The sequence below is a fragment of the Gluconobacter sp. Dm-62 genome, from assembly GCF_018256155.1.
GTDB lineage: Bacteria > Pseudomonadota > Alphaproteobacteria > Acetobacterales > Acetobacteraceae > Gluconobacter.
This window is the reverse complement of sequence record NZ_JAERLY010000014.1, coordinates 1-21,782: the sequence shown is the minus strand read 5'-3', so window position 1 is coordinate 21,782 and position 21,782 is coordinate 1. Positions and strand designations below refer to the sequence as shown.

Here is a 21,782-nt window from a genome sequence, read left to right as displayed (position 1 = left end):
CCATGAGCACGACCATCAGCAGCAACACCGCTCTTGTCCTGTTCTCCGGCGGGCAGGATTCCGCAACCTGCCTCGCCTGGGCCCTCTCCCGTTTCGATCGTGTCGAGACAGTCGGTTATGCGTACGGGCAACGCCACGCCATCGAGCTCGAATGCCGCGACACCCTGCGCGAGCAAATGGCCGCTTTCTCGCCGGACTGGAAAGCGCGTCTTGGCGAAGATCATACGATCGATCTCGCCTCCCTCGGCGCCCTGTCCGAAACGGCCCTGACCCGCGAGGCCGAAATCGGACTGAGCGAAAACGGCCTCCCCAACACGTTCGTGCCGGGCCGCAACATCATCTTTCTGACCTTCGCAGCCGCTCTCGCCGTCCGCCGCAATGCGCGCCATATCGTCACCGGCGTCTGCGAAACCGACTATTCCGGCTATCCCGATTGCCGCGACGACACGATCAAGGCCCTTCAGGTCGCCCTGAATCTCGGCATGGACCAGCGTTTCGTGCTGCACACGCCCCTGATGTGGATCGACAAGGCACAGACCTGGGACCTGACCGAAGAACTTGGCGGCCAGAAGCTCGTGGACGTCATCAACCGGGACAGCCATTCCTGCTATATGGGCGACCGCACGCACCAGCATGACTGGGGCTATGGCTGCGGCACCTGCCCGGCCTGCAACCTGCGCGCCGACGGATGGCGCCGCTACCAGCAGAGCCGCTCTCACGGAGGCGCCGCATGACCGCTGAACTCGTCTTCACCCGGCGCTTCTGCATGGGGCACCGGCTCATTACGGGCGCCAGCGAACGCTGCGCCATCCCGCACGGCCATAACGAATATGTCCGCGTGACGCTGCGTCCCGCCAAACAGACCCGGCTGGATGGCCACGCCAACATGATCCTGCCATTCGCCGAAGCCAAGACACGCTGGCACCATTTCGTGGACAACAGCCTCGATCACGCGCTCCAGCTTTCGGAAACGGACCCGCTGCTCGACTGGTTCCGCGCCAACGAACCCGAACGCGCCAAGCGCATCGTCGTCACGCCCGGCGACCCGACAACGGAACTGCTTGCGGCCCTTATGCTCGCCAAACTGACCGCCATCCTCGCGGATCAGGGCGACATCCTGCGCGTGCACGAGATCGAGCTGGAAGAAACACCCACCAACACCGTCCGTCTCGGCGGCAACCCGCAGCACTACCTGCCCGCCGTGTCCCGCACGCCAGAACAGTGCTGGTGGAACAGACCGGACGCCAGCATCGCCTGACGTCCGAAGCCTGCTTCAGACCTTATGGACCGAGGCATCGTAAATTTTATCGATCACCTGCCCCAGTGTTGCATCAAACTGCGCCTCATCCATCTGGTGCCGCAGATCCCCAATCAGGGCACGGGAGAAACTCGCAATCATCCGGTGATTATGGCGCAGCTTCTCGCAGGCCTGATCCAGCGGATAGCCCCCTGACAGCGCTACAACCCGAACCATCCGCGGGTCACGTGCAATATCGTCATACAGATTTGCTACTTCCGGGATCGTTACCTTCAGCATGATCCGCGCGTCTTCGGGCAGCTTTTGCAGTTCTTCAAGAACATAATCATGGAGAAGCTGCTCACAACCCGCCTTGTCCGGACTCTTGATCAACACCTCCGGCTCCAGAATGGGCACCAGCCCATGCTTGCAGACCTGCTCGGCCACCTTAAACTGCTGCTGCACGATGGCGCGGATTCCGCTCTCAGACGGCAGGCGGATCGTGGAGCGTTCCTTCGTCCCGTAGACGCCCAGCTTCGCCGCACGCGCCAGCAGGGCATCCAGATCAGGCATCGGCTTCATAAGCTGAACGCCGTCCGCTTCCGCCTCCAGACCCTTGTCGATCTTCACGAACGGCACAACGCCGCGCTCGCGCCATAAATAGGCCGGAACAGGCTCGCCGTTCACGTCCCCATCCATCGTGCGCTCGAACAGAATGGCGCCGATCACCTTTTCCCCGGTAAAAGACGGTGCCGTGATGATCCGCACCCGCATCTCGTGCATGAGCGCGAACATCTCGCTCTCACCAGAGTAATCGCTCTCAGAAATGCCATACTGCTTGAGCGCTCCAGGCGTAGACCCTCCGCTCTGATCCAGAGCAGCAATAAATCCACCTTTTTCCGCCATCTGCGACATCATCGTTTCTGCGGTGCTCATCAAGATCCCCTTCGATACAAGGAAAGCCGCCACCACTTCCGAGGGACCTCACCGATCCCCTCATGTCGCAGCGCGTTTCCCGACACAGCCCAATCGCACGGGCACCCGGGAGGTTCCTGCACGGCAGCTACAAGAAACCGTACCGCAAGCCTGTACACCTATGAAGGCGCGCGCCGGTCACCAAATCAGGATGAGCCATCCTCCTCCCCGTACCGGGCATTTTCATAAAGAGCCAGAAACGCCTCGATATCGTCGCTCATCAGGCCCCCGCAGCGTTCTTTCACGAGCGTTTCCGGCCATTCCCACCATGCCAGCGCCAGCAGACGCGCGATGGCTGTTTCAGAGAAACGGTACCGGATCACTTTTGCCGGATTACCTCCAACAATCGCATACGGAGGGACCGATTTCGTGACGAGCGCCTGCGCCGCGACCACAGCGCCATCGCCAATCGTTACGCCGGACATGATCGTCGCACGCGCTCCGATCCAGACGTCATTGCCAATCACGACGTCACCATTGCTGGAATGATCGGCCTGCCCGTCTTCAGCCGCTGGCCAGAAATGCGAGAGCGTTCTGAACGGATAGGTACTCACCAGATCCGCACGATGATTGCCCAGGATAATCGTGACATCCGGCCCGATCGAACAGTAATCGCCCATCCGGAGGCCAGCCTCTCCCACCTCCAGAACAGTCGGTGTGCCATAGGTATGCGGGCCGATCTCCCAGCCCCATTCATCAATCTGATACGCCAGCGCATAACGCGTCAGGGCCTGGAAAACGCGGTCACCAAACGACATGCGGGTGCACTCCTTCATTCTGCTGCCCGACAGAGATCAGCGGAACGCCGGGACGGACCGGCGCGTTGTGGCGAGCGTAGACTCCTCAGGCCGGGAAAGAACAGCATGAAAACCATCCTCATCACGGGCGCTGGCACGGGCTTCGGCCATGAAGTGGCGCTCAGGCTGGCTGCAAAGGGCTATGATGTCATCGCGGGCGTGGAAATCGCCGCCCAGATCCACGCCATATCGGAAGACGCCAGAAAACGTGGCGTCTCACTGCGTGTGGAAAAACTCGACGTCACCTGCGAAGGTGACCGCCAGAAGGCGGCCGACTGGGACGTGGACATCCTGCTCAACAATGCAGGTATTTCCGAAGGCGGCTCCATCGCCGATATCCCGGCCCAAAACCTGCGCCGACAATACGAGGTCAACATCATCGGCCCCGTCATGCTCACTCAGCTCGTGCTGAAGAAAATGGTGGCAAAAAAGAAGGGCCGGATCGTCTTCATGTCCTCGGTCGCCGGTCTGACCACAGACCCGTTCGCCGGTGCCTATTCGTCTTCCAAACACGCCATCGAGGCCATCGCGTCCGCCCTGAGCCAGGAAGTACAGGAGTTCGGAATCGAAGTCGCCACCGTCAATCCCGGACCATTCCTGACCGGCTTCAACGACCGCATGTTCGAAACCTGGACAAGCTGGCAGGATGACCCATCCAAACGCCTGTTCGATTACAGCAAAATCGCCTTCCCGCACGAGCAGTACGATCCGGAGCCCGTCTTCGAAACGACGATTGGTGTCCTGACCGGCACAATCGACACCTATCGCAATGTCGAGCCGAAAGAAATCATCCCCCAGCAGCGACAGCAGCTTGATGCTGTCTGGAGCAGGAAGACCACCGAAGGACTGGGAACACGGGCCGAACTTGTACAGAAAGCCTACGACATCAAGCCCGGCACTCCAGTCTGACCAAAAAACGGGAAGACGGATATGCTGCCGTCTTCCCCGCCTGTTACGTGACCGAGCGCAGATCAACCATCGTCTGCATGTCTTCATCCCACAGCACGTTGGTCCGAGCTTCCCGAACGCCATCGCGCCAGTTCAGGATCTTCACGTCCTGAAAAACCGGATGGGCATCATGACAGGCCAGCAGCCGATAATTCGGAATACCCGGTGCCATATGGTGGATGTGGTGTGTTCCGATATCGCCCGTAAACCAGCGCATGACGCGTGAAAAACGCAGGAAAGAACAGCCTGTCACAGCGGCATCATAACTGTTCCACTCAGGGTGCTCGGCCCAGTGCACACCTTCGAACTTGTGCTGGACAAGAAACAGCCAGACGCCAGTCACGGCAGCCGGATAAATCACCAGGAAGCTGACAAGCAGCACGAGCTTCCATCCAACAAGCCAGGACAGCCCCCCAAACATCGCCACCAGACACAGATTGGTCGCATAAACACCAGCCCGCTCGCGGATCCAGTGGCGCGGCGTGTCGAATGCAAACCGATAGACAACGAAAAAAATAACGGGCGGCATCAGAAAAACCGTCAGAACCGGATTCTTGCTCATCCGGTACAGGAACCGCTTGAACCGCGTCATTTTCCGGTATTCGGCAACAGTTATGCAGTCAGAATACAGATCCGACAGGCGGCCGCGCGTGTCCATGTTGTTCCAGGACCCGTGATGAAGCCCATGATGCTTCTTCCAGTGATCATACGGCGTCAGGGTCAGCAGCGAACACAGCCAGCCAATACCATCATTGGCCCACCGTTTGCGGAACAGAGATCCATGTCCACAGTCATGCTGAAGAACGAATGTCCGGATGGAAAGACCCGCCGCAAGCGGCGTCAGGACCAGAGACCACCACCAGCCCCGCATCAGCCCCGCATAAATCAGGACGTAACAGAGCAGAAGAAGACTGATGGTCGAGACAACCTGAAACAGGCTGGTCCAGAAATGGGAGCCCTGATATTTCCGGACCGATCGCGCGGTCTCATCGGAGTATCCCGACCCTTCCTGCTGGTTTTCGGCGAAAAGCGTCATGATATTCCATGAATTATTCTGGATATTTTCAGTAAAACATAATCGTAATATTATCAATGCCTCACGAATTTAAGATTTGTAACATGTAATACTTATTTAATAATACATAATATTACAGTTCCGGATCTTGTTTCCATTACCTAACCCTTTGAAGTCAGGCTCTGTTTCGATCAGTCCTGCAGCCATGGTACCCGTCCCGGCGTCAGCCCCAGAAACATTCTGGCTTTGCGATTGGACGCCCCGCTCAGGCTGTTCTGATAATACACGCCCTCCTGCCCCATCTGCCGGGTAGCATCTGCCTCATCCAGATGCGCAGGCACTGCCGCTCCGACCCATTTCGCATAGGCTGGCAACCACCGGGACAGCTCAGTCGGCTGATCATCAAGCACATTATAACGCCCAGCAGGCGCGTGCAGAGCCGCCGCTGTAGCCTGCGCCGCATCATCTACGTGGATGAAGGAGAACGTGCCGCGTCCCGCTCCAATCACGGGGACCTCCCCCTTTCGGACATGAAGACTGAACGCACCATCCGACCAGTACCAGGTCCGTGGCCCATAGAAAAACCCGTATCTCAGGGCCACACCCTCCATATCCGCATCACTCAGAGCGCGCTTTTCCAGCGCTTCATACATCCGCGCACTCTCCCCGATCCCGCCGGGAGCACCTGCCCGCAAAGGGGATTCTTCAGTCGCCAGAGCCCCTCCACCATCGAGATAAAACCCGCAAGACTGCTGGAGATACCGCCGAACACCCACAGCCCGCGCAGCATCGTGAAGATTCCCCCCACCTTCCAGACGCAGCACCCGATCCGCAGGCAGCCTCTGGGCCAGCTCGAACGGACTGGCCGGCAGAGACGTCAACTGATCAATCACAACATCCGGACGCACCTGCTCCAGAAGAGCAAAAATCCCGGCTCGATCCAGCGCATCGCCCTCAACAGCATGTGCGCCAAGCTCCTGAATAACGGGCAGATTTTCAGCACGGCGCACCATACCCCAGACCTCATGCCCCTCCCTCAGCAAACGCGCGATCAGCGGACGCCCCACAGCGCCACTCGCCCCGGCCAGCAGAATTTTCATGGTCTCTGTCCTTCAGCAGTCACTTCGACGGGAGGACAAACGGCGCGGCCTTGTCCTTGATGAAAAACGCCAGGAACTGCGCAGGCTCGGTCTGGCTGGCATTGCGCCCGACCAGATGCACATCGTCCGGTCCCTCAAAGAACGTCTGCCCCGGATGCAGGGTTACCGCCTGTCCACCCCGGACCTGCATAACAACACTGCCCTTCAGCACATAAACAAACACCGAGGCATTATGCCGATGGATCGGGTCCGAACCCCCGGGCGGATAATCCACGGTCAGCATGGCGCCCTCTTTTCCGGGAATACCCGGCAGGTCATGCGCCAAGAGCGGCGTAACTTTCGTCGCAGCATGAAGGGAAGACGTGCAGGCGCACAAAGCCATGGCGGCAAGCGTTACGAAATGACGCATAATCCTGTTTCCTGATACTGGATGTGAAAGAGAAATTTAGACCGTGTCCGGGTTTCGCCGCTGCCTGACCCTGCTGGTCCGGCGTGTCTGGGTGCGGTTATCAAACCACCCCTGAGCTTCCCCCAGAAAAGCAGGCGGCGCCTTGTCCCGAACGGACCCTGCCAGATCGGCCAGAGACGTCCGCGCCAGTTCCTCGCGCATGGCCTGCTCGGCCCGCAGCATGGTCGCATGAATGCTGCACACGCCCTTCGTGGCCCATTGCGGCGGCGTGTCGTCGAACAGCACGCAACGCCCACGAATTTCCTGACAGTTGAAGAGGTTTTTGCGGCCTTCCGCTGCATCCACGACGTCCAGCACACTGATCTGCGCCGGCGGACGGGCCAGCCTGTAGCCGCCCTTCAGCCCTTCGGAAGCCGCAAGAATCCCGGCCTTTTCCAGCTTTGGAAGCTGCTTGGCGATAAAGGCCGCCGGAATATCCTGAAGCTCCGCCAGATCCAGACTACTGACCGGCCCGGGATGATCCACGAGCCACAGCAGACTGTGCAGGACGTATTCGGTGCTTGCGCCATAAAGTGCCATACGCGGACCATATAAGTCCGCGTTTTGATTCGCAAGACATCGACGCGCAAAAACGCGGGCGTCAGAAGCCCCGAAACGTCATCTGTTTTTCTAAAGTTTTACACGCCGCCCGGCGCGGATCAGCCCCGCAGAAGCGACATGATCTCCATTCGCGCCGCACTGTCACGCAGCCAGGTTCCACGTGCGATGGACGTCACGGTCGTGGAACCGGGCGAGCGCACACCGCGCATGCTCATGCACATATGCTCGGCTTCAATCACGACCAGAACGGCTTCCGGCGCCAGAACATCTTCCATGCCCTGCGCGATCTGATCCGTCAGACGCTCCTGAAGCTGCGGTCGACGCGCAAAGCCTTCAACCAGCCGCGCAATCTTGCTCAAGCCCGTCAGACGCCCACCCGCCGGCAGATAGGCCACATGCGCCTTGCCATAAACCGGCAGCAGATGATGCTCGCACATCGAATGGAAGCGGATGTCCTTGACGATCACCGCCCCATGATGCCGGTCCGCCGAAAACTGCGTCTTCAGATGATCCCGCGGATCCTGATGCAGACCGCTGAACACTTCGAGATACATCTTCGCCACGCGCTGCGGCGTATCAAGCAGTCCCTCGCGCTCCGGATTTTCACCCAGAGCCTCAAGGATTTCCCGCACGGCGCCCGCAATCCGAACTTCCGCATCCGCAGGCAGCGGCAACGCTCCCATCGGGCGCAGTTCCTCGGAAGAGAGGCTGTCCTGACTGTCCGACAGACGTGCCGATGCGGCGGTCATGATCGTGGCGTTCAGATTGGTCATGCGGGTTCATGCTCCTTTATGCCCCAACGACCCGTGCCGTCAGGGGCGCGCCGGGTCACATCCCCCGGGCTCCGCGGCAGGACTGCTAGCGCGTCCCGCACGCGACGTCCACCAATGACGTGATCTGGATCAATTTCTGCAAGAGGCTCCAGCACAAAAGCACGCTCGAACAGACAGGCATGCGGCAGGGTCAGAACCCGATCCCGGACTTCCCGCACACCATAATAGAGCACATCGGCATCCACAGCCCGCGCGCCCCAACGCACACCCGGCACACGCCCCAGATCCGCCTCGATCGCCTTGCAGACCCGCAGAAGCGCATGAGGCTCCAGCGTCGTCCGCCCGGTGGCGCAGATATTCACGAATGCCGGCTGCTCCACCCCACCCCAGGGCGCGCTGTCATACAGCGACGATACATTCAGGATCTCCAGCCCGTCCACGAGCGACAGTCGATCCACCGCCGCCGCCAGGACAGCCTCGCGCTCCCCCAGATTGCTCCCCAGTGAGAACGCGACCTCATGAACCCGGGGCTGCTCCACGGCCACCGCCGTTCCCGACACCGCATATGGCACTGGCGCGGACGGCTTACGAACCTCGATCCGCACCCACTCCACGCGCTCCAGTTTCGCCAGCACGGCCTCAGCAATCCGCCCCGCAACCGTCTCGATGAGCTGAAGCGGCGGCCCTGTCACGATTGCCGAAGCGATATCGCACAGCGTCCCGTAACAGACCGCCCGTTCGTAATCATCGCCTGCAATCGCGCCAGACAGATCCGCGCGGATCTCGATATCCACCACGAAACGCTGCCCGATCCGCGTCTCTTCCGGCAGAACGCCGTGATAGCCAAACAGGCACAGATCCCGCACAAAAACGGAGGTCAGGGCAGGTACGATCATCGGACATCCTTCAGAATCTGGCGGATTTTCAGGGCATCCACATGCTCGCGCACGTCATGCACCCTCAGGATCGCAGCACCCTGCTCCACCCCGTACAAATGGGTCGCCAGCGTCCCCGCCAGCCGCTCGGACGCCGCACGCCCCAGAAAATGCCCGAACATGGACTTGCGCGACACCCCCAGCAGAACCGGCAGCCCATATTCGGCCCGCAGATCGCCCAGCCGCGCCACCGCCTCCACATTCTGCACCTGCGTCTTACCGAACCCCACACCCGGATCCAGCACGATCCGATCCCGCGCGAGCCCGGCCTTTTCCGCCAGCCCCAGCGAATGGTCAAAGAAGCGTCGCCAGTCCGCCCGCAGATCCAGCGCCTCATCCACCTCATGGCGGTTGTGCATCACAACAACCGTCGCATCCGAATCCGCCACCACAAACGCCATGTCCGGATCGGCCTGCAACCCCCAGACATCGTTGATGACCGTGGCACCGGCAGCAAGCGCCTGCCTCGCAACAAACGCTTTGGTCGTATCCACGGAAACGACGGCTCCGTCAGCAACCAGCGTTCCCACCACAGGGGAAAGCCGAGCCCATTCCTCTTCTGCCGGCACCGGCTGAAAGCCCGGCCGCGTGGACTCCGCCCCCAGATCCAGCAGATCCGCCCCATCCGCCAGCAACATCCGCCCATGCTTCAGCGCATCCTCCGGACGGAGGAACCGCCCCCCATCGGAAAAGGAATCGGGCGTGACATTCACGATTCCCATCACTGCCACATGCCCGTTTCCAGACAATGTCATCCGACTTCCTCCCACCCGTGGCTTCATCGCACAGAGATCCTCAACGCACCCAGGGGGAACCCCGGCAGCAGCATCGTGTTTTCAGTTCTGCCACATCTTGAATTTCGGCCACAGGAAGAAGGATCCCCTTATGTCCATCATTGATGACACCCCCTTCGAAGGCGAAGACCGCAAGTACCGCGTTGCGACAGAACAGGCAGAAGCTGCCTTGCGGGCCCGTCAGATCGGGGATGATGCCCTGGCCGAACGCCTTCTGAACGAAGCGGAACGCACAGATCCCGAAGCACTGGCCAATGTCCTGCAACGCGACAGCCCCGCCAGCCGCTCCCCGAACCACACAACACCGCCCCCCGCTTCGGACGAAGAGGTCGCAGCAATTACCCGCACGGTTCAACCAGGTGCGGACGCGCCCTCCCGCGCAGGCATTCTCGATGGAAACGGGGACGCGGACGGCTCAGGCGCAGACAGCCAGAAGCGCTGAACCTAGGGACTGGCTAAAGCTTACGCCTTGCGGGCACGCTCCAGAAACGCATCCATCTGATCCGGTTCAAGCGCGCCCGGAGCGACTGCGGCAGTGCCGAAAATGAATGTCGGCGTCCCGTCCAGCCCTACAGAGCGGCCCTGATCCAGATTGGTGGTAATCAGGGCCACGGTCTGCGCGGAACTCATGTCAGCCGTCAGTTTCTTCGCATCAATACCGTTCGCCTGCGCGAGAGCGACAATCCGCTCCATGCTGGGCTTTGTGGTATCTTCCATCAGCGCCTTGCGCATGACGTCATACTTGCCCTGTACGCTCGCCGCAAAGATGGCCCGCGTATCCAGCACACTGTTGCTCCCCAGAACCGGCACGACCTTCTCGACAAGCCGAACATCCGGATGGCGGCTGAGGAAACTGTCCACCTCCCCCATCATGGACCGGCAGTAAGAACAGCGCGGATCGTAGAATTCCACGACCGTAATCTTGCCGTGCGGATTGCCCCGGATCGCAAAGTCGGGCGCAGCCTGAAGCTCGGACTGGTGCGCCTTTACAGCCGCCAGCGTCGAATCCTGCTTCTGTTCTTCCGCCTTCTCACGGATTGAACGGATCGCATCGGTCAGAATGCTCGGATCGTTTTGCAACGCATCCCGCATGATGCCGACAATCTCGGCCCGCTGGGCCGGAGTGAAGGACGTTGCCGGAGCCGCCAGAGCCTGGCCACCCACAAGAAAGGCCATTCCGGCAACAACGGCAGAGGCCGTGGCAAGCAGATGGTGTCTCAACGGAAAGCTCCGGATCAGCTGGAAGAAAAACAGAACGTCAGGTCCATACGCCATAAAGAACGTCCGTGGCAAAGAGAAGACACCAACTGGCCCCTCCCACAAACAGCAGATTACCGTTATGAGGGAACAACAGCCGGACCGGGACCCACGGCGCAGACCCGTCTGCCCGTCCCCGTCAGCCGCAAAGGCCACGAGGCCGGACAGTCGTGACCAGACATTGGAGAAACGCCAGGTGGCGCATCGTCAGCACCAGATTTCCACCCCGGACGCCACACAGGCCCGTCGCGTCTCTTCCCGCCTCCCGGCCTCACTGACGGCCTCGATCGCCTCAGGGCTGCTGCTGGGTGCCTGTTCGTGGATCCCGGGATCCCATTTCGTTGGCATCAGCGAAACCTCCGCCCCCGCAGGTGGCAGCATCGGCACGGTTGTCGCCGACGAGCCACAGGCCGCTCTGGTGGGTCATGACGTCCTTGCCCGCGGCGGCAATGCAGCCGATGCGGCAACCGCCACGGCACTGGCCCTCGGCGTCACGCTTCCCTCCCGCGCCTCCTTCGGCGGCGGTGGCGCCTGCCTGATCAGCCGCCCCGGCGAAACGGCCCAGTCCATCACCTTCCTGCCGCACCCCGGTACGAGCAAGGGCGGAGACCGACCGGCTGGCACAGCCGCGAGCCTCCGCGGTCTGTATCTGATGCAGCTTCATTACGGCACGGTCGATTTCAACGATCTCATCGCCCCGGCCCTGAACCTCGCCAGCACCGGCATCACGGTCAGCCGCGCGCTCGCCGCCGATCTGGCTGCAGTCCGTCCGGCGCTTCTGGCCGATGAAAGCGCCCGCACCATCTTTGGGCGCGGCGAAGCCGCGACGCTCGCCGCGGGCGACAGCCTCGCCCAGCCGCGCCTTGCGGGCTTCCTCGAACGCATCCGCGTCGCAGGCGTGGGTGATCTCTATAACGGTGCACTCGCCGACGTTTATATTACCGCAGCGCAGAAAGCAGGCGCCGGTCTGAACGACGACGACATGCGTCAGACCCTCCCGGTCCAGACCGACGCTCTCACGACCCGTCAGGGTGGCCTGGATGCGTCCTTCCTGGCCCCGCCAGCCGATGGCGGCCTGGGCGCAGCCGTTCGATACACGACCGGCGCCTCCGCACAGGGTACCATCGCCGCATGGCGCGCCTCGGGCAACACAACGCTCGCCGCCGCACAGGCTGCTCTTGCAAGCGGCCGCTCCGGTGGGGGCAGCCTGCCCGCACTGCCGGCGTCAACGTCCTTCGTCGTGACAGATCATTCCGGCATGGCCGTAGCCTGCGCCCTGAGCGAAAACAATCTGTTCGGAACGGGCCGCATGGCTGGCAGCACCGGTGTCGTTCTCGGCGCGTCTCCGGCCCGCACACCTCAGCCCCTGCTTTCGGCTTCTGTCCTGCGTGACCAGAACAGCCTGCGCGCGGTGATGGCCGCCTCCGGCCAGAACGAAGCCGCAGACGCTGTCGGAGACGCCGCACGCGCCGCCGCACATGATGCGCCAATCCCGCATGAAGGGGCCGGTCGCATCAACGCCATCATCTGCCACGGCAACGATTCGTGCCGCGGCGTGACAGACCCCCGTGCCGCAGGCCTCGCAGCCGGAACCACAAACGACAGCGCTCACTAATAAAAAAGCCCCGCCAATCGCTTGATCGGCGGGGCTTTTTTCATATCCGGGCCTACCCGGTAAAACTTCGCACCAGACTTCCCGCCACCAGTGACCATCCGTCAACGACCACGAAAAAGATCAGCTTGAACGGAAGCGAGACAGTACTGGGCGGCAGCATCATCATGCCAAGGCTCATCAACACGCTGGACACCACCAGATCGATGACCAGAAACGGCAGATAGAGCAGAAAACCCATCTCGAAACCGCGGCGCAGTTCCCCGATCATGAACGCCGGAACCAGCACGCGCCAGGGCGTATCGCCAATCTTCGCGGGCGGCTTCTCATGCGCAATATTCAGGAACGTCGCCACATCCGCAGGACGCGCCGTCACTGCCATGAAGTCATGGAACGGCTGGGCCGCCGCAGTCAGACCTTCCATTTCTCCGACACGCCCTGACATCATTGGCTCAACCCCCCCATCCCAGGATTTCTGAAGCGTCGGCTGCATCACGAACAGCGTCAGGAACAGCGCCAGCCCGATCAGAACCGTATTCGGCGGCGTGCCCTGCGCGCCCAGCGCACTGCGCAACAACGACAGCACAATCACAATCCGCGTAAACGCCGTAATCATCACCAGCAGGCTCGGCGCCAGCGACAGAACGGTAATCAGCGCCGTCAGCTGCACCAGACGACTGGTCGTCCCCGCACCGCCAGCCGCACCATTCTGCCCCAGATCAATGCTCACAGCCTGCGCATGAGCCAGATGCGGCATCCCCAGACACAGCACCAGCATACAAAACGGGAGCAGAGCCCGAAGCATCGGCAGGATCGCCCTCACGCCACGTCCTCCGTACCGGAATCATCCAGCGCCGAAGCAAACGTCTCCCGCTCCGTCCAGTCCATCAGGATGTCCCGATTGCCACCTGTCAGAACCAGAACCTCACGCGCGCCATACCGCACAACCGATAGACGCCGCGTCCGGTCCAGCGCCATCTGCCCCACAAGCGACAGCCCGGCCTGCCCCCCCCGTGCCCCGCTTTTTTTCTGCTCCAGCAAACGCAGTAACGGCCGGGTGCAGAAAATCAGCACGATAATGAAAATCAGAGCGGCAATCGCATTCACGCACTCATGCAGGGTCATAGGTCAGTCATCCTCATTCCCCGGCATGATGCCCAAGATCAGTTAATGACTGCTTAATTGACTGCCAGTTCTGCCGAAGATGCTGCCCAAAAGGCAGAAAGCCCCTGTCCTGAGCGTCCTGTCCCTGTCACAGATATTTTTCTGAATGTTTCTGCACAGGACCAGACGTCGTGAATGCCCACCCCAAAACGATCCAGATTTTCCTTCCTTCCGGCGATCCGCAGGGAATCCGGATCGCCTCCATCACCACCCGGATCGTACAGGTTGTCGAAATCCCCCGCCTGCGCCTGGACGAGTTTCTGGCCCGGCCCGAAGCCAACTCGGTCGGCATCTACATTCTGTTCGGTGAAAATGACGAAACGGAGCGGCCACGCGCCTATGTCGGACAGACCGGAAATTTCGGAAACCGCCTGAAGCGCCACAATGAAAAGAAGGGCCTCTGGTGGAACCGCGCCGTCGTCGCCTTCTCGCTCACCCAAAGCCTGACCGTCACACACGCGCACTATCTGGAATGGCTGGCCCTAAGCCACGCCACACAGACCCAGCGCTTTGAAATGGACAATGGCACAAGCGGAACAAGACCCCACACCCTCCCCGCGCTGGAAGCAGAGTGCCGCGAAGTCTTCGAAACAATCGATATCCTGCTGACGACCCTGGGGTACCCAATTTTCGAACCCCTCATTCGCAACCGAAATCCTGTCGCTGTCACTCTGACGACTGAATCCGTTCTGGATTCACAGAAACAGCCCATCTCAACCGAATTTTATTGTCATGCATCCGGCGTGGACGGACGCGCCCAGTATACGCAAGAAGGCCTGGTGGTACTGGCAGGCTCCTATGGCCGCACTGAAGTTTCTAACAGTTTTAATTATGCTCAGAAGCGACAGACCATGCTGGAGCAAGGTCTTCTACGCATTGAAGGCGACCGCATCTATTTCACCCGCGATGTGCTGTTCAAAGCCCCAAGCCCTGCGGCCACCGCCCTGCTGCGCCATTCAGTTAACGGCTGGACGAAGTGGAAAGACAGCACCGGAAGAACCTTAGAAGAGGCTATGGATCGCTCTACGCCCAATAACGACTGCGAGGCCTGACGAAGTCCCCTCACGCCCTTCCCGCAGCAGAATCGACGGCTCAGGCAACCATTTATTAAAGATTTCACGCCATCATGCCCTTCGCCGGGATTTTTCCGGCTCCTGCATGACGGAGACTGTCTCGATGCGTAACATCGATCCAACCAGCGCAGGCGGCACCGACCTTTTCTCTCTGGGCCGTGACCGCATGAACTGGCTTCAGGCGCGCCAGCAGGTGCTGGCCGGCAATATCGCCAACTCGGATACACCCGATTACCAGGCGAAAGACGTCTCCCCTTTTGAGGCGGCAATGGGCGAATTCGACATCACGCCGACCGTTACGCAGCCCGATCATATCGGCTACAGCGCCTCGGGTGCCCATACCATCGAAACCACGTCCGAACAGTCTCTCGACGGAAACGAAATCTCTCTGGACCAGCAGATGGAACAGGTCGCGGATGTGAACGACCAGCAGCATCTCGCAGTGAACGTCTATTCCAAATATCTGAGCATGTTCCAGACGGCACTCGGCAAGTAAGGACGCTGACGGATGAACCTGTCCACAACCATCGGCATTTCCGCAAGCGGCATGGATGCACAGTCCCAGCGCCTGCGCATCGTCGCGGAAAATCTCGCCAACCAGGATACGACCGGCTCCCAACCGGGCGCAGACCCCTATCGCCGCAAGACCATCACCTTCGCCGAGCAGGTCGATAACGAAAGCGGCGCATCCACCGTCGGCGTCCAGAACGTCGGGCAGGACATGTCCGACTTCGACACCCGTTATGACCCATCCCATCCTGCCGCTGACGAGCGCGGCTACGTCAAGGTTTCCAATGTGGATTCCATGACCGAAATGATGGACATGCGCGAAGCCGAACGCTCCTATGAAGCCAACCTCAATGCCTTGTCGAGCACCCGGACCATGCTGTCCCGCACGCTCGACCTGCTAAAGTAATCCAGATGCTCACATCTCTCTCCCAGGCCCATAATGCCTACGCCGTCCAGAGCCTCCAGAGCCGCCTTCAGGGCGTCACGGACAATGTCGATGACGGGTTTCAGTCGTCAGCAGCAACAGGCAACAGCGTCTCAGGGACGGACTTCGGGTCCGTTCTCTCGCAGTCCGTCAGCAGCGTCATCGACAGTGGCCATGATGCCGAAGCCGAGGCAGCACAGGGACTGACAGGCGGCGGCGACATGACCCAGATCGTGACGGCGGTCTCCAATGCCCAGCTTGCTCTTCAGACCACGACCGTGATCCGCGACCGAATGGTTCAGGCGTATCAGGACGTTATGAAAATGACGATCTGACCATGCAGGCCATCGATCTCGGCGCCATCCTCGAGCAGACATTCATTGTCGCCCTCAAATTAAGCGCGCCTGCACTCCTGACTGCGCTCGGGGTCGGCCTTCTGGTCTCCCTTGTACAGGCTGTCACCCAGCTCAACGAAGCCACGCTGTCCTTCGTACCGAAAGTTCTGGCCATCGGCGCCGTCATGGTTATGGCCGGGTCTTTCATGACCGCGACACTTGTCGGCTTTACCCGACATCTCTTCGACCAGCTCATTCTCGTCGGCACCACCTGACATCTTTTCTTTCAGATCCTGAGTTGACTGACATGACCGTACGCAGAGTGTCCGTTCTGAAAGATACACTCCTGTGAATACGGGTGTTGGTGAAACCGCTGGAGTATCTGCCTTACAAGGGCTGGACCTCAGCGGCCCGGTTCTGAGCGTCTGGGCTCTTACCTTCGTTCTGGTCCTCTCGCGCACCGGAGCAGTCGTCATGGTCATGCCAGGCCCAGGCGAGCAGTCCATGCCCATGATGATCCGCGCAGGATGCGCCATCACCCTCACAGCCCTGCTGCTTCCGCTTGTCGCTCCCCTTCTGATGCAGGCCCATCTGGATGCTCTTGCACCAGTAGCCCTGGCCGGCATGATCGCGGTCGAGCTTTTCGCGGGTGTCCTGATCGGATGGATGGCCCGTCTGATCTGCATGGCGTTGCCTATTGCGGGACAGATCATCGCAGTTTGCATGGGCATTTCCAGCGTGCTTCAGCCAGATCCTGATCTTGGTTCAGGGAGCTCCGCCCCGGCCCGATTCCTGAATCTTCTGGCGCCTCTCGTACTCCTCGTAACCGGCGCATATATTCTGCCCATTCAGGCAATTCTCGGCAGTTACAGCATTATCCCGCCCGGAGGGACACTTCTCCTCGCGGCAACACATGCTCACTGGAATATCCTTGGCGACTCTGCCCAAGGCATCATCCAGCTGACAGAGCGCAGCTTTGCTCTTGGACTGGAACTCAGCGCGCCGTTCCTGATCCTCTCGCTCGTCTGGCAGGGGATGCTCGGCATCATGACCCGCCTGCTGCCCACCCTGCAGATCTACAACGCGGCCAGTCCCTTACAGCTTCTCGGAGGAATCGCGCTTCTTGGGCTTACGTTAAGCACCATGATCGCAATCTGGCAGGGACAGGCTTTCGATGTCCTCCGAGCACTTCCAGGCCTCTGAACGATGTCTGAATCCGGCGACAAAACAGAAGCCCCGTCTGCCCAACGCCTTCAAAAAGCGCGTGATGACGGGCAAATCGTCATGTCGCGTGAGGCCATGAGTTTTGTGGCCCTTCTCGGCGGCTTTGCAGGAATTTTCATGGTCCTGCCCTATCTCGTGTCAGATTTCGTTCGCAGCATGCGGGCTCTCATGGCTAATGCAGGCACGGTGCCGATGGCGCAGGGAGGCCTTCTCAGCAGCACCAATCACGCCATTGAGGCAGGCCTGTCGCTGGCTGTTCCCGTCGCTGCAACCGTAGCCGCATTCTGTCTCGCAGCAGGATTTCTACAAACGGGCTTTCTCATCCACCCTGAATCACTCCTCCCGAAGTTCGAGCGCGTCTCACCGCTGGCCGGGTTCAAGCGTATCGCGGGAGGAGGCACACTGCCGGATACATTCAAGGCGCTGGCAAAATTTGCGATCTTTGCCGCAGTTCTGTGGAATATCTCAAAGGGCGCCATTCCAACAGCATCACGGATGGTCGGACTGGAACCTGGGCCCCTTCTGAAAATGATGTCCGATCTGGGCTTTCATGCCGCCGCCGCCATGATCATGGCCCAGTTGGTAATCGCAGGCTTCGATATTTTCTGGATGCGCTTCCGGCATGTTTCCAAATTGAAAATGAGCCGTGAAGACCTCAAGGACGAATACAAGAACAGCGAAGGCGACCCACATGTGAAAGGCCGTCAAAAGGCCTTGCGCGCAAAAGCCGCCAAGCAGCGCATGATGGCCGCGGTAAAGACGGCAACAGTCGTCGTCACCAATCCGACACATTATGCTATTGCCCTCGCCTACGAAAAAGGCGGAGGCGGCGCACCGAAAGTTGTCGCCAAAGGCATGGATGACGTCGCAGCCCGCATCAGGGAAATTGCGCAGGATAATCGTATCCCCATCGTCGCCAATCCACCTCTGGCACGCGCACTTTTCACGCTTCCTCTCGACAGTGAAATTCCGGCGGAACATTTCAAAGTGGTCGCCGCCATCATTGCGTATGTCTGGAAACTCAAACGTCCTGCCAGCCGTTCTGCATCCCTGAGATAAACAAGACGACGGGCTCTGAAAAAATCTTCTGCTAACGCCCTCATCCCCCTTGGCGTGATGGGGGAAAGACATGATATGTCTGTCACGAGAACATTTTGCGAACACAGGACGCCGGGCATGGTGGAAATCACCGCTCTTTGCGAGAGTGGCTGCCCGGTCTATCGTGTCCTGTAAACGTCAGCCCGAACCTATTGCGAGGATTGAATGGACAAGACCAAGGCGCTTGAAGGCGCACTCAGCCAGATTGAGCGTGCCTTCGGCAAGGGCTCGATCATGCGCATGGGCCAACGGCCGAAAGTGGAAGCCAATGTGATTTCGACCGGCTCCATCGGGCTGGACATTGCGCTTGGGATCGGCGGCATGCCGCGCGGCCGTATCGTGGAAATCTACGGACCGGAAAGCTCCGGCAAAACCACGCTGGCGCTCCACGTTCTGGCCGAAGCCCAGAAAAAAGGCGGCACAGTCGCCTTCATCGATGCAGAACATGCGCTCGACCCCGGTTATGCCCGCAAGCTTGGCGTGAATATCGACGACCTTCTCCTGAGCCAGCCGGATGCCGGTGAACAGGCTCTGGAAATTGCCGACACACTGGTCCGTTCCGGTGCCGTCGACGTGCTGGTCGTGGATTCCGTGGCGGCCCTCGTCCCCCGCGCCGAGCTTGAAGGTGACATGGGCGACAGCCATGTCGGTCTGCATGCCCGCCTCATGAGCCAGGCCCTGCGCAAGCTGACAGGAACGGTTTCGCGGTCCAACACGCTCGTGATCTTCCTGAACCAGATCCGCATGAAGATCGGCGTGATGTTCGGCAATCCAGAAACGACGACAGGCGGCAATGCGCTGAAGTTCTACTCGTCCATCCGCCTCGATATCCGCCGCATCGGGTCCATCAAGGACAAGGACGAGGTCGTCGGCAACCAGACCCGCGTCAAGGTCGTCAAGAACAAGATGGCGCCCCCGTTCCGTCAGGTCGAGTTCGACATCATGTATGGCGAAGGCATCAGCAAGATGGGCGAACTGCTCGATCTGGGCGTGAAGGGCAACATCGTCGAGAAATCCGGCGCATGGTTCTCTTTCGACAGCCAGCGGATCGGACAGGGTCGTGAAAACGCCAAGCAGTTCCTGCGCGACCATCAGGAAATGGCGTCTGAAATCGAGCGGCGCATCCGTGCCGAAGCCGGCGTTCTCGCTGACGCTCTGATGACAAATCCCGAGCCCGACGCAGACGGCACTCCGGAAGACTGAAACTGAAGAAGGGCTCCGAAAGGAGCCCTTTTTTTTATGACCTGCAGATTTTGAAAATGAGTTCGCTCAGGCAACAGCCCGGCTGCGTACCCGATCCCAGATCTTCGCACCCTTGATAAGCACACGGGCAATCGCCGGTGTCGTCGTAGGCCGAAGCAAACGCGGATCATACCCTGAAAACCGGCGGTCATTCTCGTCCAGGCAAAGCTGCATGAGATCCGGGATCTTGATATCCATCGCCGTCATGTCTTTGGCGCCGGTGACGGTGAAATTGTTATCCTGCGTGTGCTCTTCGCCGTTCTCGTCGATGGAGCGGGCCAGTCCCATGCGTTCATAGGCCAGGAACAGCCAGACCCCGATAACACGCATCTCGAACCAGGGCCGCTTCCAGAACGGCATGGTCGCACGGTGCCAGGCCAGCCAGTTCGCGAACAGCAGGATGTGACGGCATTCTTCCTGCATCACAGGCTCGAACGTCTCAATCAGCTCCTGCGGAAACAGACCAGCGCGCTCGGCAAGGGCGAACAGTCCGAACGCAAAGAAGCTGTCCACACATTCCGAAAAACCCGTAACCAGATAGGCCCATTCCGTATCTTTGGGCGTAATGTACGGAGGCTCCGGCGCCATCGGAATATTGTAGGCCGCAACCAGCTTGGACAGAACCTCCTTGTGCCGGTTCTCTTCCCACGCATTACGCGAAAGCGCATCCTTCATGTCCGGGTCAGTAATCATGTCCGCATAAGCGGCCATGCGCAGACGCGCCTTGCCTTCGGTCTGGACCGCAATATCCCAGATCGGCAGGGACGTGATGCGATGCAGCGTCTCCGGATCCAGCTCGGGCCAGTCGATGACAGACGGCTTGTACGGATTGAACGTCTCGCGGAACATCGCTGCGACAGCCTGCTTGTGCTCTTCCGTACCAGGCTTGAGCGGGCCCTGGATCGGGCTGCTCCAGTGGCGCGCTTCGTAATCAACGCGCTCAAGCGTCTTCTCCGACGGTGCGTCGGGAAGATGGGAATAGATTTCAGCCAGGCTTTTCATAATGGTCTTCGCGGCGTGCCTGAAGGCACGCCGTGCCCCTTGGAGCTTGCAGTTTTTACTTGAGGTCGGTTGCCGAATGGATGACGCGGTTCACGAGGCCATACGCAATGGCTTCATTGGCCGACATCCAGTAGTTGCGGTCCGTATCCTTGGCGACCTTCTCATAGGTCTGCCCGGTCTCTTTCGCGAAAATCCGGTTCAGACGCTCGCGCATCTTGATGATTTCGCGGGCCTCGATGTCGATATCCGTTGCCGGACCACGAACGCCACCCATCGGCTGATGCAGCAGGAAGCGCGTGTTCGGCAGGCAGACGCGACGCTCCGGACGGCCGGCTGCATAGATCAGCGCACCGGCAGAAGCGACCCAGCCGGTTCCGATCATGTTGATCGGGGCAATCGAATCCACAAAGCGGATCATGTCATGGATGGTGTCGCCACTCTCCACATGACCGCCCGGCGAATTCACATACACATCGATCGGCTTGTCGGACGTTCCCGCCAGCGCCAGCAGGCGACCGGTGACATCACGGGCGATCTTGTCGTTGATACCGCCGAAAATCAGAACTTTCCGCTGATCGAACAGGCGGCCTTCAAGCTCGCTGATCGGGCTGTTCAGCGTCTTGTTGTCTTCCTCGCGGGTTTCGGGCTCCGGAGCATCCGGCTCGTCGTCCAGGCGGGTCGGGGTCATTCTGGTGATATCCATATCGTTTCCAGATCCAGCATGCATCTTCATACCCCCTATCCTGCGCTTCGTTTTCGTCGGTGCCAAGTCCTCCTTCGGATCGGACTTCTGATCAGGCCCGACAGGAACTCTCGCCATCCCACTCACGAACCGCTAGTCTCCGCCGCGTTTGGACATTTTACAGACGGCAGGAACGGCACAGTGGTCCCAGGGAACAGCACGCAGCCCATGACAGCGGCAACACGCAGGATTACGGGAAAAATCCCATTCCTCCTGCTGATGACCGCCCCGCTGCTGGCATCCTGCCAGCACCAGGACGCGACGGATACCGTAACCGGCTGGTGGCATGGCTTTGAAGGCGGCGAAATTGCGAAACTGCGTGCGCCCCCGCCGGGCGAAAACCTGCGTTACCCTCATGTCGGCCGCACTCCGACGAAGGCCCCGGACCTGCCGACACCCGAAGCACGCCTGTCCCTGACGACCCAGCTTGAAGCACAACGGAACCTCGCCCAGCGCGAAAGTGCCGCCCAGGGCGCCCTGCCGACCATCCCGCCGCCGCCCAAACCCGCCCCGGCC

At 60.1% G+C, this 21,782-nt stretch carries 27 protein-coding genes and 1 pseudogene; 14 read left to right on the top strand and 14 right to left on the bottom strand.

Annotated elements, in window-relative coordinates; genetic code table 11:
- Positions 1–2 precede the first annotated feature (2 nt).
- Together queC and JK202_RS12370 are read left to right on the top strand one after the other, a co-directional pair.
- Complete coding sequence (gene queC, locus JK202_RS12375; protein ID WP_211561507.1) at positions 3–734, top strand: 7-cyano-7-deazaguanine synthase QueC; 732 nt, start codon at positions 3–5, stop codon at positions 732–734.
- Entirely contained in the window at positions 731–1,258 is a 528-nt protein-coding gene (locus tag JK202_RS12370) for a 6-carboxytetrahydropterin synthase (RefSeq protein WP_211561505.1), read from the top strand. The genes queC and JK202_RS12370 overlap by 4 nt, the downstream gene beginning before the upstream one ends.
- Before the next feature lie 15 nt (positions 1,259–1,273).
- On the opposite strand, the gene JK202_RS12365 is transcribed toward JK202_RS12370, so the two are convergent.
- Both JK202_RS12365 and JK202_RS12360 read right to left on the bottom strand, forming a co-directional pair.
- Positions 1,274–2,173 (bottom strand): fructose bisphosphate aldolase, encoded by a 900-nt coding sequence (locus tag JK202_RS12365; protein ID WP_211561504.1) that lies wholly within the window; start codon positions 2,171–2,173, stop codon positions 1,274–1,276.
- Positions 2,174–2,358: 185 nt separating this feature from the next.
- Complete coding sequence (locus JK202_RS12360) at positions 2,359–2,970, bottom strand: CatB-related O-acetyltransferase (RefSeq protein ID WP_211561503.1); 612 nt, start codon at positions 2,968–2,970, stop codon at positions 2,359–2,361.
- Positions 2,971–3,075: 105 nt separating this feature from the next.
- Here JK202_RS12360 and JK202_RS12355 point away from each other — a divergent pair, with 105 nt between their 5' ends.
- Positions 3,076–3,918, top strand: a complete 843-nt coding sequence (locus JK202_RS12355; RefSeq protein ID WP_211561502.1) for an SDR family oxidoreductase — start codon at positions 3,076–3,078, stop codon at positions 3,916–3,918.
- A gap of 43 nt (positions 3,919–3,961) precedes the next feature.
- Here the strand turns inward: JK202_RS12355 and JK202_RS12350 are convergent, their stop codons facing one another.
- From JK202_RS12350 to folP, 7 genes are all read right to left on the bottom strand, one after another.
- Positions 3,962–4,993 (bottom strand): fatty acid desaturase, encoded by a 1,032-nt coding sequence (locus JK202_RS12350; RefSeq protein ID WP_211561501.1) that lies wholly within the window; start codon positions 4,991–4,993, stop codon positions 3,962–3,964.
- A 170-nt stretch (positions 4,994–5,163) separates the two neighbouring features.
- On the bottom strand, positions 5,164–6,072 hold the full coding sequence (locus JK202_RS12345) for an NAD(P)-dependent oxidoreductase (RefSeq protein WP_211561500.1): 909 nt from the start codon (positions 6,070–6,072) through the stop codon (positions 5,164–5,166).
- A gap of 19 nt (positions 6,073–6,091) precedes the next feature.
- Entirely contained in the window at positions 6,092–6,481 is a 390-nt protein-coding gene (locus JK202_RS12340) for a cupin domain-containing protein (RefSeq protein ID WP_211561498.1), read from the bottom strand.
- Between the two features lie 36 nt (positions 6,482–6,517).
- Positions 6,518–7,060 (bottom strand): Rrf2 family transcriptional regulator, encoded by a 543-nt coding sequence (locus JK202_RS12335; protein WP_211561496.1) that lies wholly within the window; start codon positions 7,058–7,060, stop codon positions 6,518–6,520.
- A gap of 119 nt (positions 7,061–7,179) precedes the next feature.
- A complete protein-coding gene (gene folE / locus JK202_RS12330) occupies positions 7,180–7,854 on the bottom strand; it encodes a GTP cyclohydrolase I FolE (RefSeq protein WP_080691937.1) in 675 nt (224 codons plus the stop codon).
- Positions 7,851–8,750 (bottom strand): 2-amino-4-hydroxy-6-hydroxymethyldihydropteridine diphosphokinase, encoded by a 900-nt coding sequence (folK, locus tag JK202_RS12325; protein WP_211561495.1) that lies wholly within the window; start codon positions 8,748–8,750, stop codon positions 7,851–7,853. Before folK ends, folE begins: the two co-directional genes overlap by 4 nt.
- The gene (folP, locus tag JK202_RS12320; protein WP_249200040.1) at positions 8,747–9,544 is read right to left on the bottom strand and encodes a dihydropteroate synthase; all 798 of its coding nucleotides are present in this window, start codon (positions 9,542–9,544) and stop codon (positions 8,747–8,749) included. Before folP ends, folK begins: the two co-directional genes overlap by 4 nt.
- Before the next feature lie 130 nt (positions 9,545–9,674).
- Here folP and JK202_RS12315 point away from each other — a divergent pair, with 130 nt between their 5' ends.
- Positions 9,675–10,025: a hypothetical protein gene (locus JK202_RS12315; protein ID WP_211561493.1), complete on the top strand. Its 351-nt coding sequence runs from the start codon at positions 9,675–9,677 to the stop codon at positions 10,023–10,025.
- 20 nt (positions 10,026–10,045) lie between these two features.
- Here the strand turns inward: JK202_RS12315 and JK202_RS12310 are convergent, their stop codons facing one another.
- A complete protein-coding gene (locus JK202_RS12310; RefSeq protein ID WP_249200038.1) occupies positions 10,046–10,804 on the bottom strand; it encodes a DsbA family protein in 759 nt (252 codons plus the stop codon).
- Between the two features lie 232 nt (positions 10,805–11,036).
- Between JK202_RS12310 and JK202_RS12305 the strand changes: the two genes are divergently transcribed.
- Positions 11,037–12,455, top strand: a complete 1,419-nt coding sequence (locus JK202_RS12305; protein WP_211561483.1) for a gamma-glutamyltransferase — start codon at positions 11,037–11,039, stop codon at positions 12,453–12,455.
- Positions 12,456–12,507: 52 nt separating this feature from the next.
- Here JK202_RS12305 and fliP read toward each other — a convergent pair whose 3' ends face one another.
- Positions 12,508–13,257: a flagellar type III secretion system pore protein FliP gene (gene fliP / locus JK202_RS12300; protein ID WP_211561567.1), complete on the bottom strand. Its 750-nt coding sequence runs from the start codon at positions 13,255–13,257 to the stop codon at positions 12,508–12,510.
- A 14-nt stretch (positions 13,258–13,271) separates the two neighbouring features.
- Positions 13,272–13,577, bottom strand: coding sequence for a flagellar biosynthetic protein FliO (locus tag JK202_RS12295; RefSeq protein WP_211561481.1), 306 nt, complete (start codon positions 13,575–13,577; stop codon positions 13,272–13,274).
- 170 nt (positions 13,578–13,747) lie between these two features.
- Here JK202_RS12295 and JK202_RS12290 point away from each other — a divergent pair, with 170 nt between their 5' ends.
- The 8 genes from JK202_RS12290 (at position 13,748) to recA (ending at position 19,483) form a co-directional block, all read left to right on the top strand.
- Positions 13,748–14,668, top strand: coding sequence for a GIY-YIG nuclease family protein (locus JK202_RS12290; RefSeq protein WP_211561479.1), 921 nt, complete (start codon positions 13,748–13,750; stop codon positions 14,666–14,668).
- Between the two features lie 124 nt (positions 14,669–14,792).
- Positions 14,793–15,185: a flagellar basal body protein gene (locus tag JK202_RS12285; RefSeq protein WP_211561477.1), complete on the top strand. Its 393-nt coding sequence runs from the start codon at positions 14,793–14,795 to the stop codon at positions 15,183–15,185.
- A 12-nt stretch (positions 15,186–15,197) separates the two neighbouring features.
- A complete protein-coding gene (gene flgC, locus JK202_RS12280) occupies positions 15,198–15,605 on the top strand; it encodes a flagellar basal body rod protein FlgC (protein ID WP_211561475.1) in 408 nt (135 codons plus the stop codon).
- Between the two features lie 5 nt (positions 15,606–15,610).
- Positions 15,611–15,958 carry a flagellar hook-basal body complex protein FliE gene (fliE, locus tag JK202_RS12275; RefSeq protein ID WP_211561474.1) on the top strand — a complete coding sequence of 116 codons (348 nt, stop codon included), beginning with the start codon at positions 15,611–15,613 and terminating at the stop codon, positions 15,956–15,958.
- 2 nt (positions 15,959–15,960) lie between these two features.
- Positions 15,961–16,233 (top strand): flagellar biosynthetic protein FliQ, encoded by a 273-nt coding sequence (locus JK202_RS12270; protein ID WP_211561472.1) that lies wholly within the window; start codon positions 15,961–15,963, stop codon positions 16,231–16,233.
- 73 nt (positions 16,234–16,306) lie between these two features.
- Entirely contained in the window at positions 16,307–17,161 is an 855-nt protein-coding gene (locus tag JK202_RS12265; RefSeq protein ID WP_211561470.1) for a flagellar biosynthetic protein FliR, read from the top strand.
- Positions 17,162–17,164: 3 nt separating this feature from the next.
- Positions 17,165–18,241 carry a flagellar biosynthesis protein FlhB gene (locus tag JK202_RS12260; protein WP_211561468.1) on the top strand — a complete coding sequence of 359 codons (1,077 nt, stop codon included), beginning with the start codon at positions 17,165–17,167 and terminating at the stop codon, positions 18,239–18,241.
- A gap of 204 nt (positions 18,242–18,445) precedes the next feature.
- Positions 18,446–19,483, top strand: coding sequence for a recombinase RecA (gene recA / locus JK202_RS12255; protein ID WP_211561467.1), 1,038 nt, complete (start codon positions 18,446–18,448; stop codon positions 19,481–19,483).
- Positions 19,484–19,549: 66 nt separating this feature from the next.
- On the opposite strand, the gene JK202_RS12250 is transcribed toward recA, so the two are convergent.
- Positions 19,550–20,524: a ferritin-like domain-containing protein gene (locus JK202_RS12250; RefSeq protein WP_211561466.1), complete on the bottom strand. Its 975-nt coding sequence runs from the start codon at positions 20,522–20,524 to the stop codon at positions 19,550–19,552.
- A 55-nt stretch (positions 20,525–20,579) separates the two neighbouring features.
- On the bottom strand, positions 20,580–21,257 hold the full coding sequence (locus JK202_RS12245) for an ATP-dependent Clp protease proteolytic subunit (RefSeq protein ID WP_211561465.1): 678 nt from the start codon (positions 21,255–21,257) through the stop codon (positions 20,580–20,582).
- Between the two features lie 177 nt (positions 21,258–21,434).
- On the opposite strand from JK202_RS12245, the pseudogene JK202_RS12240 reads away from it, so the two are divergent.
- Positions 21,435–21,782, top strand: a pseudogene (locus tag JK202_RS12240) (hypothetical protein); the annotation flags it as partial.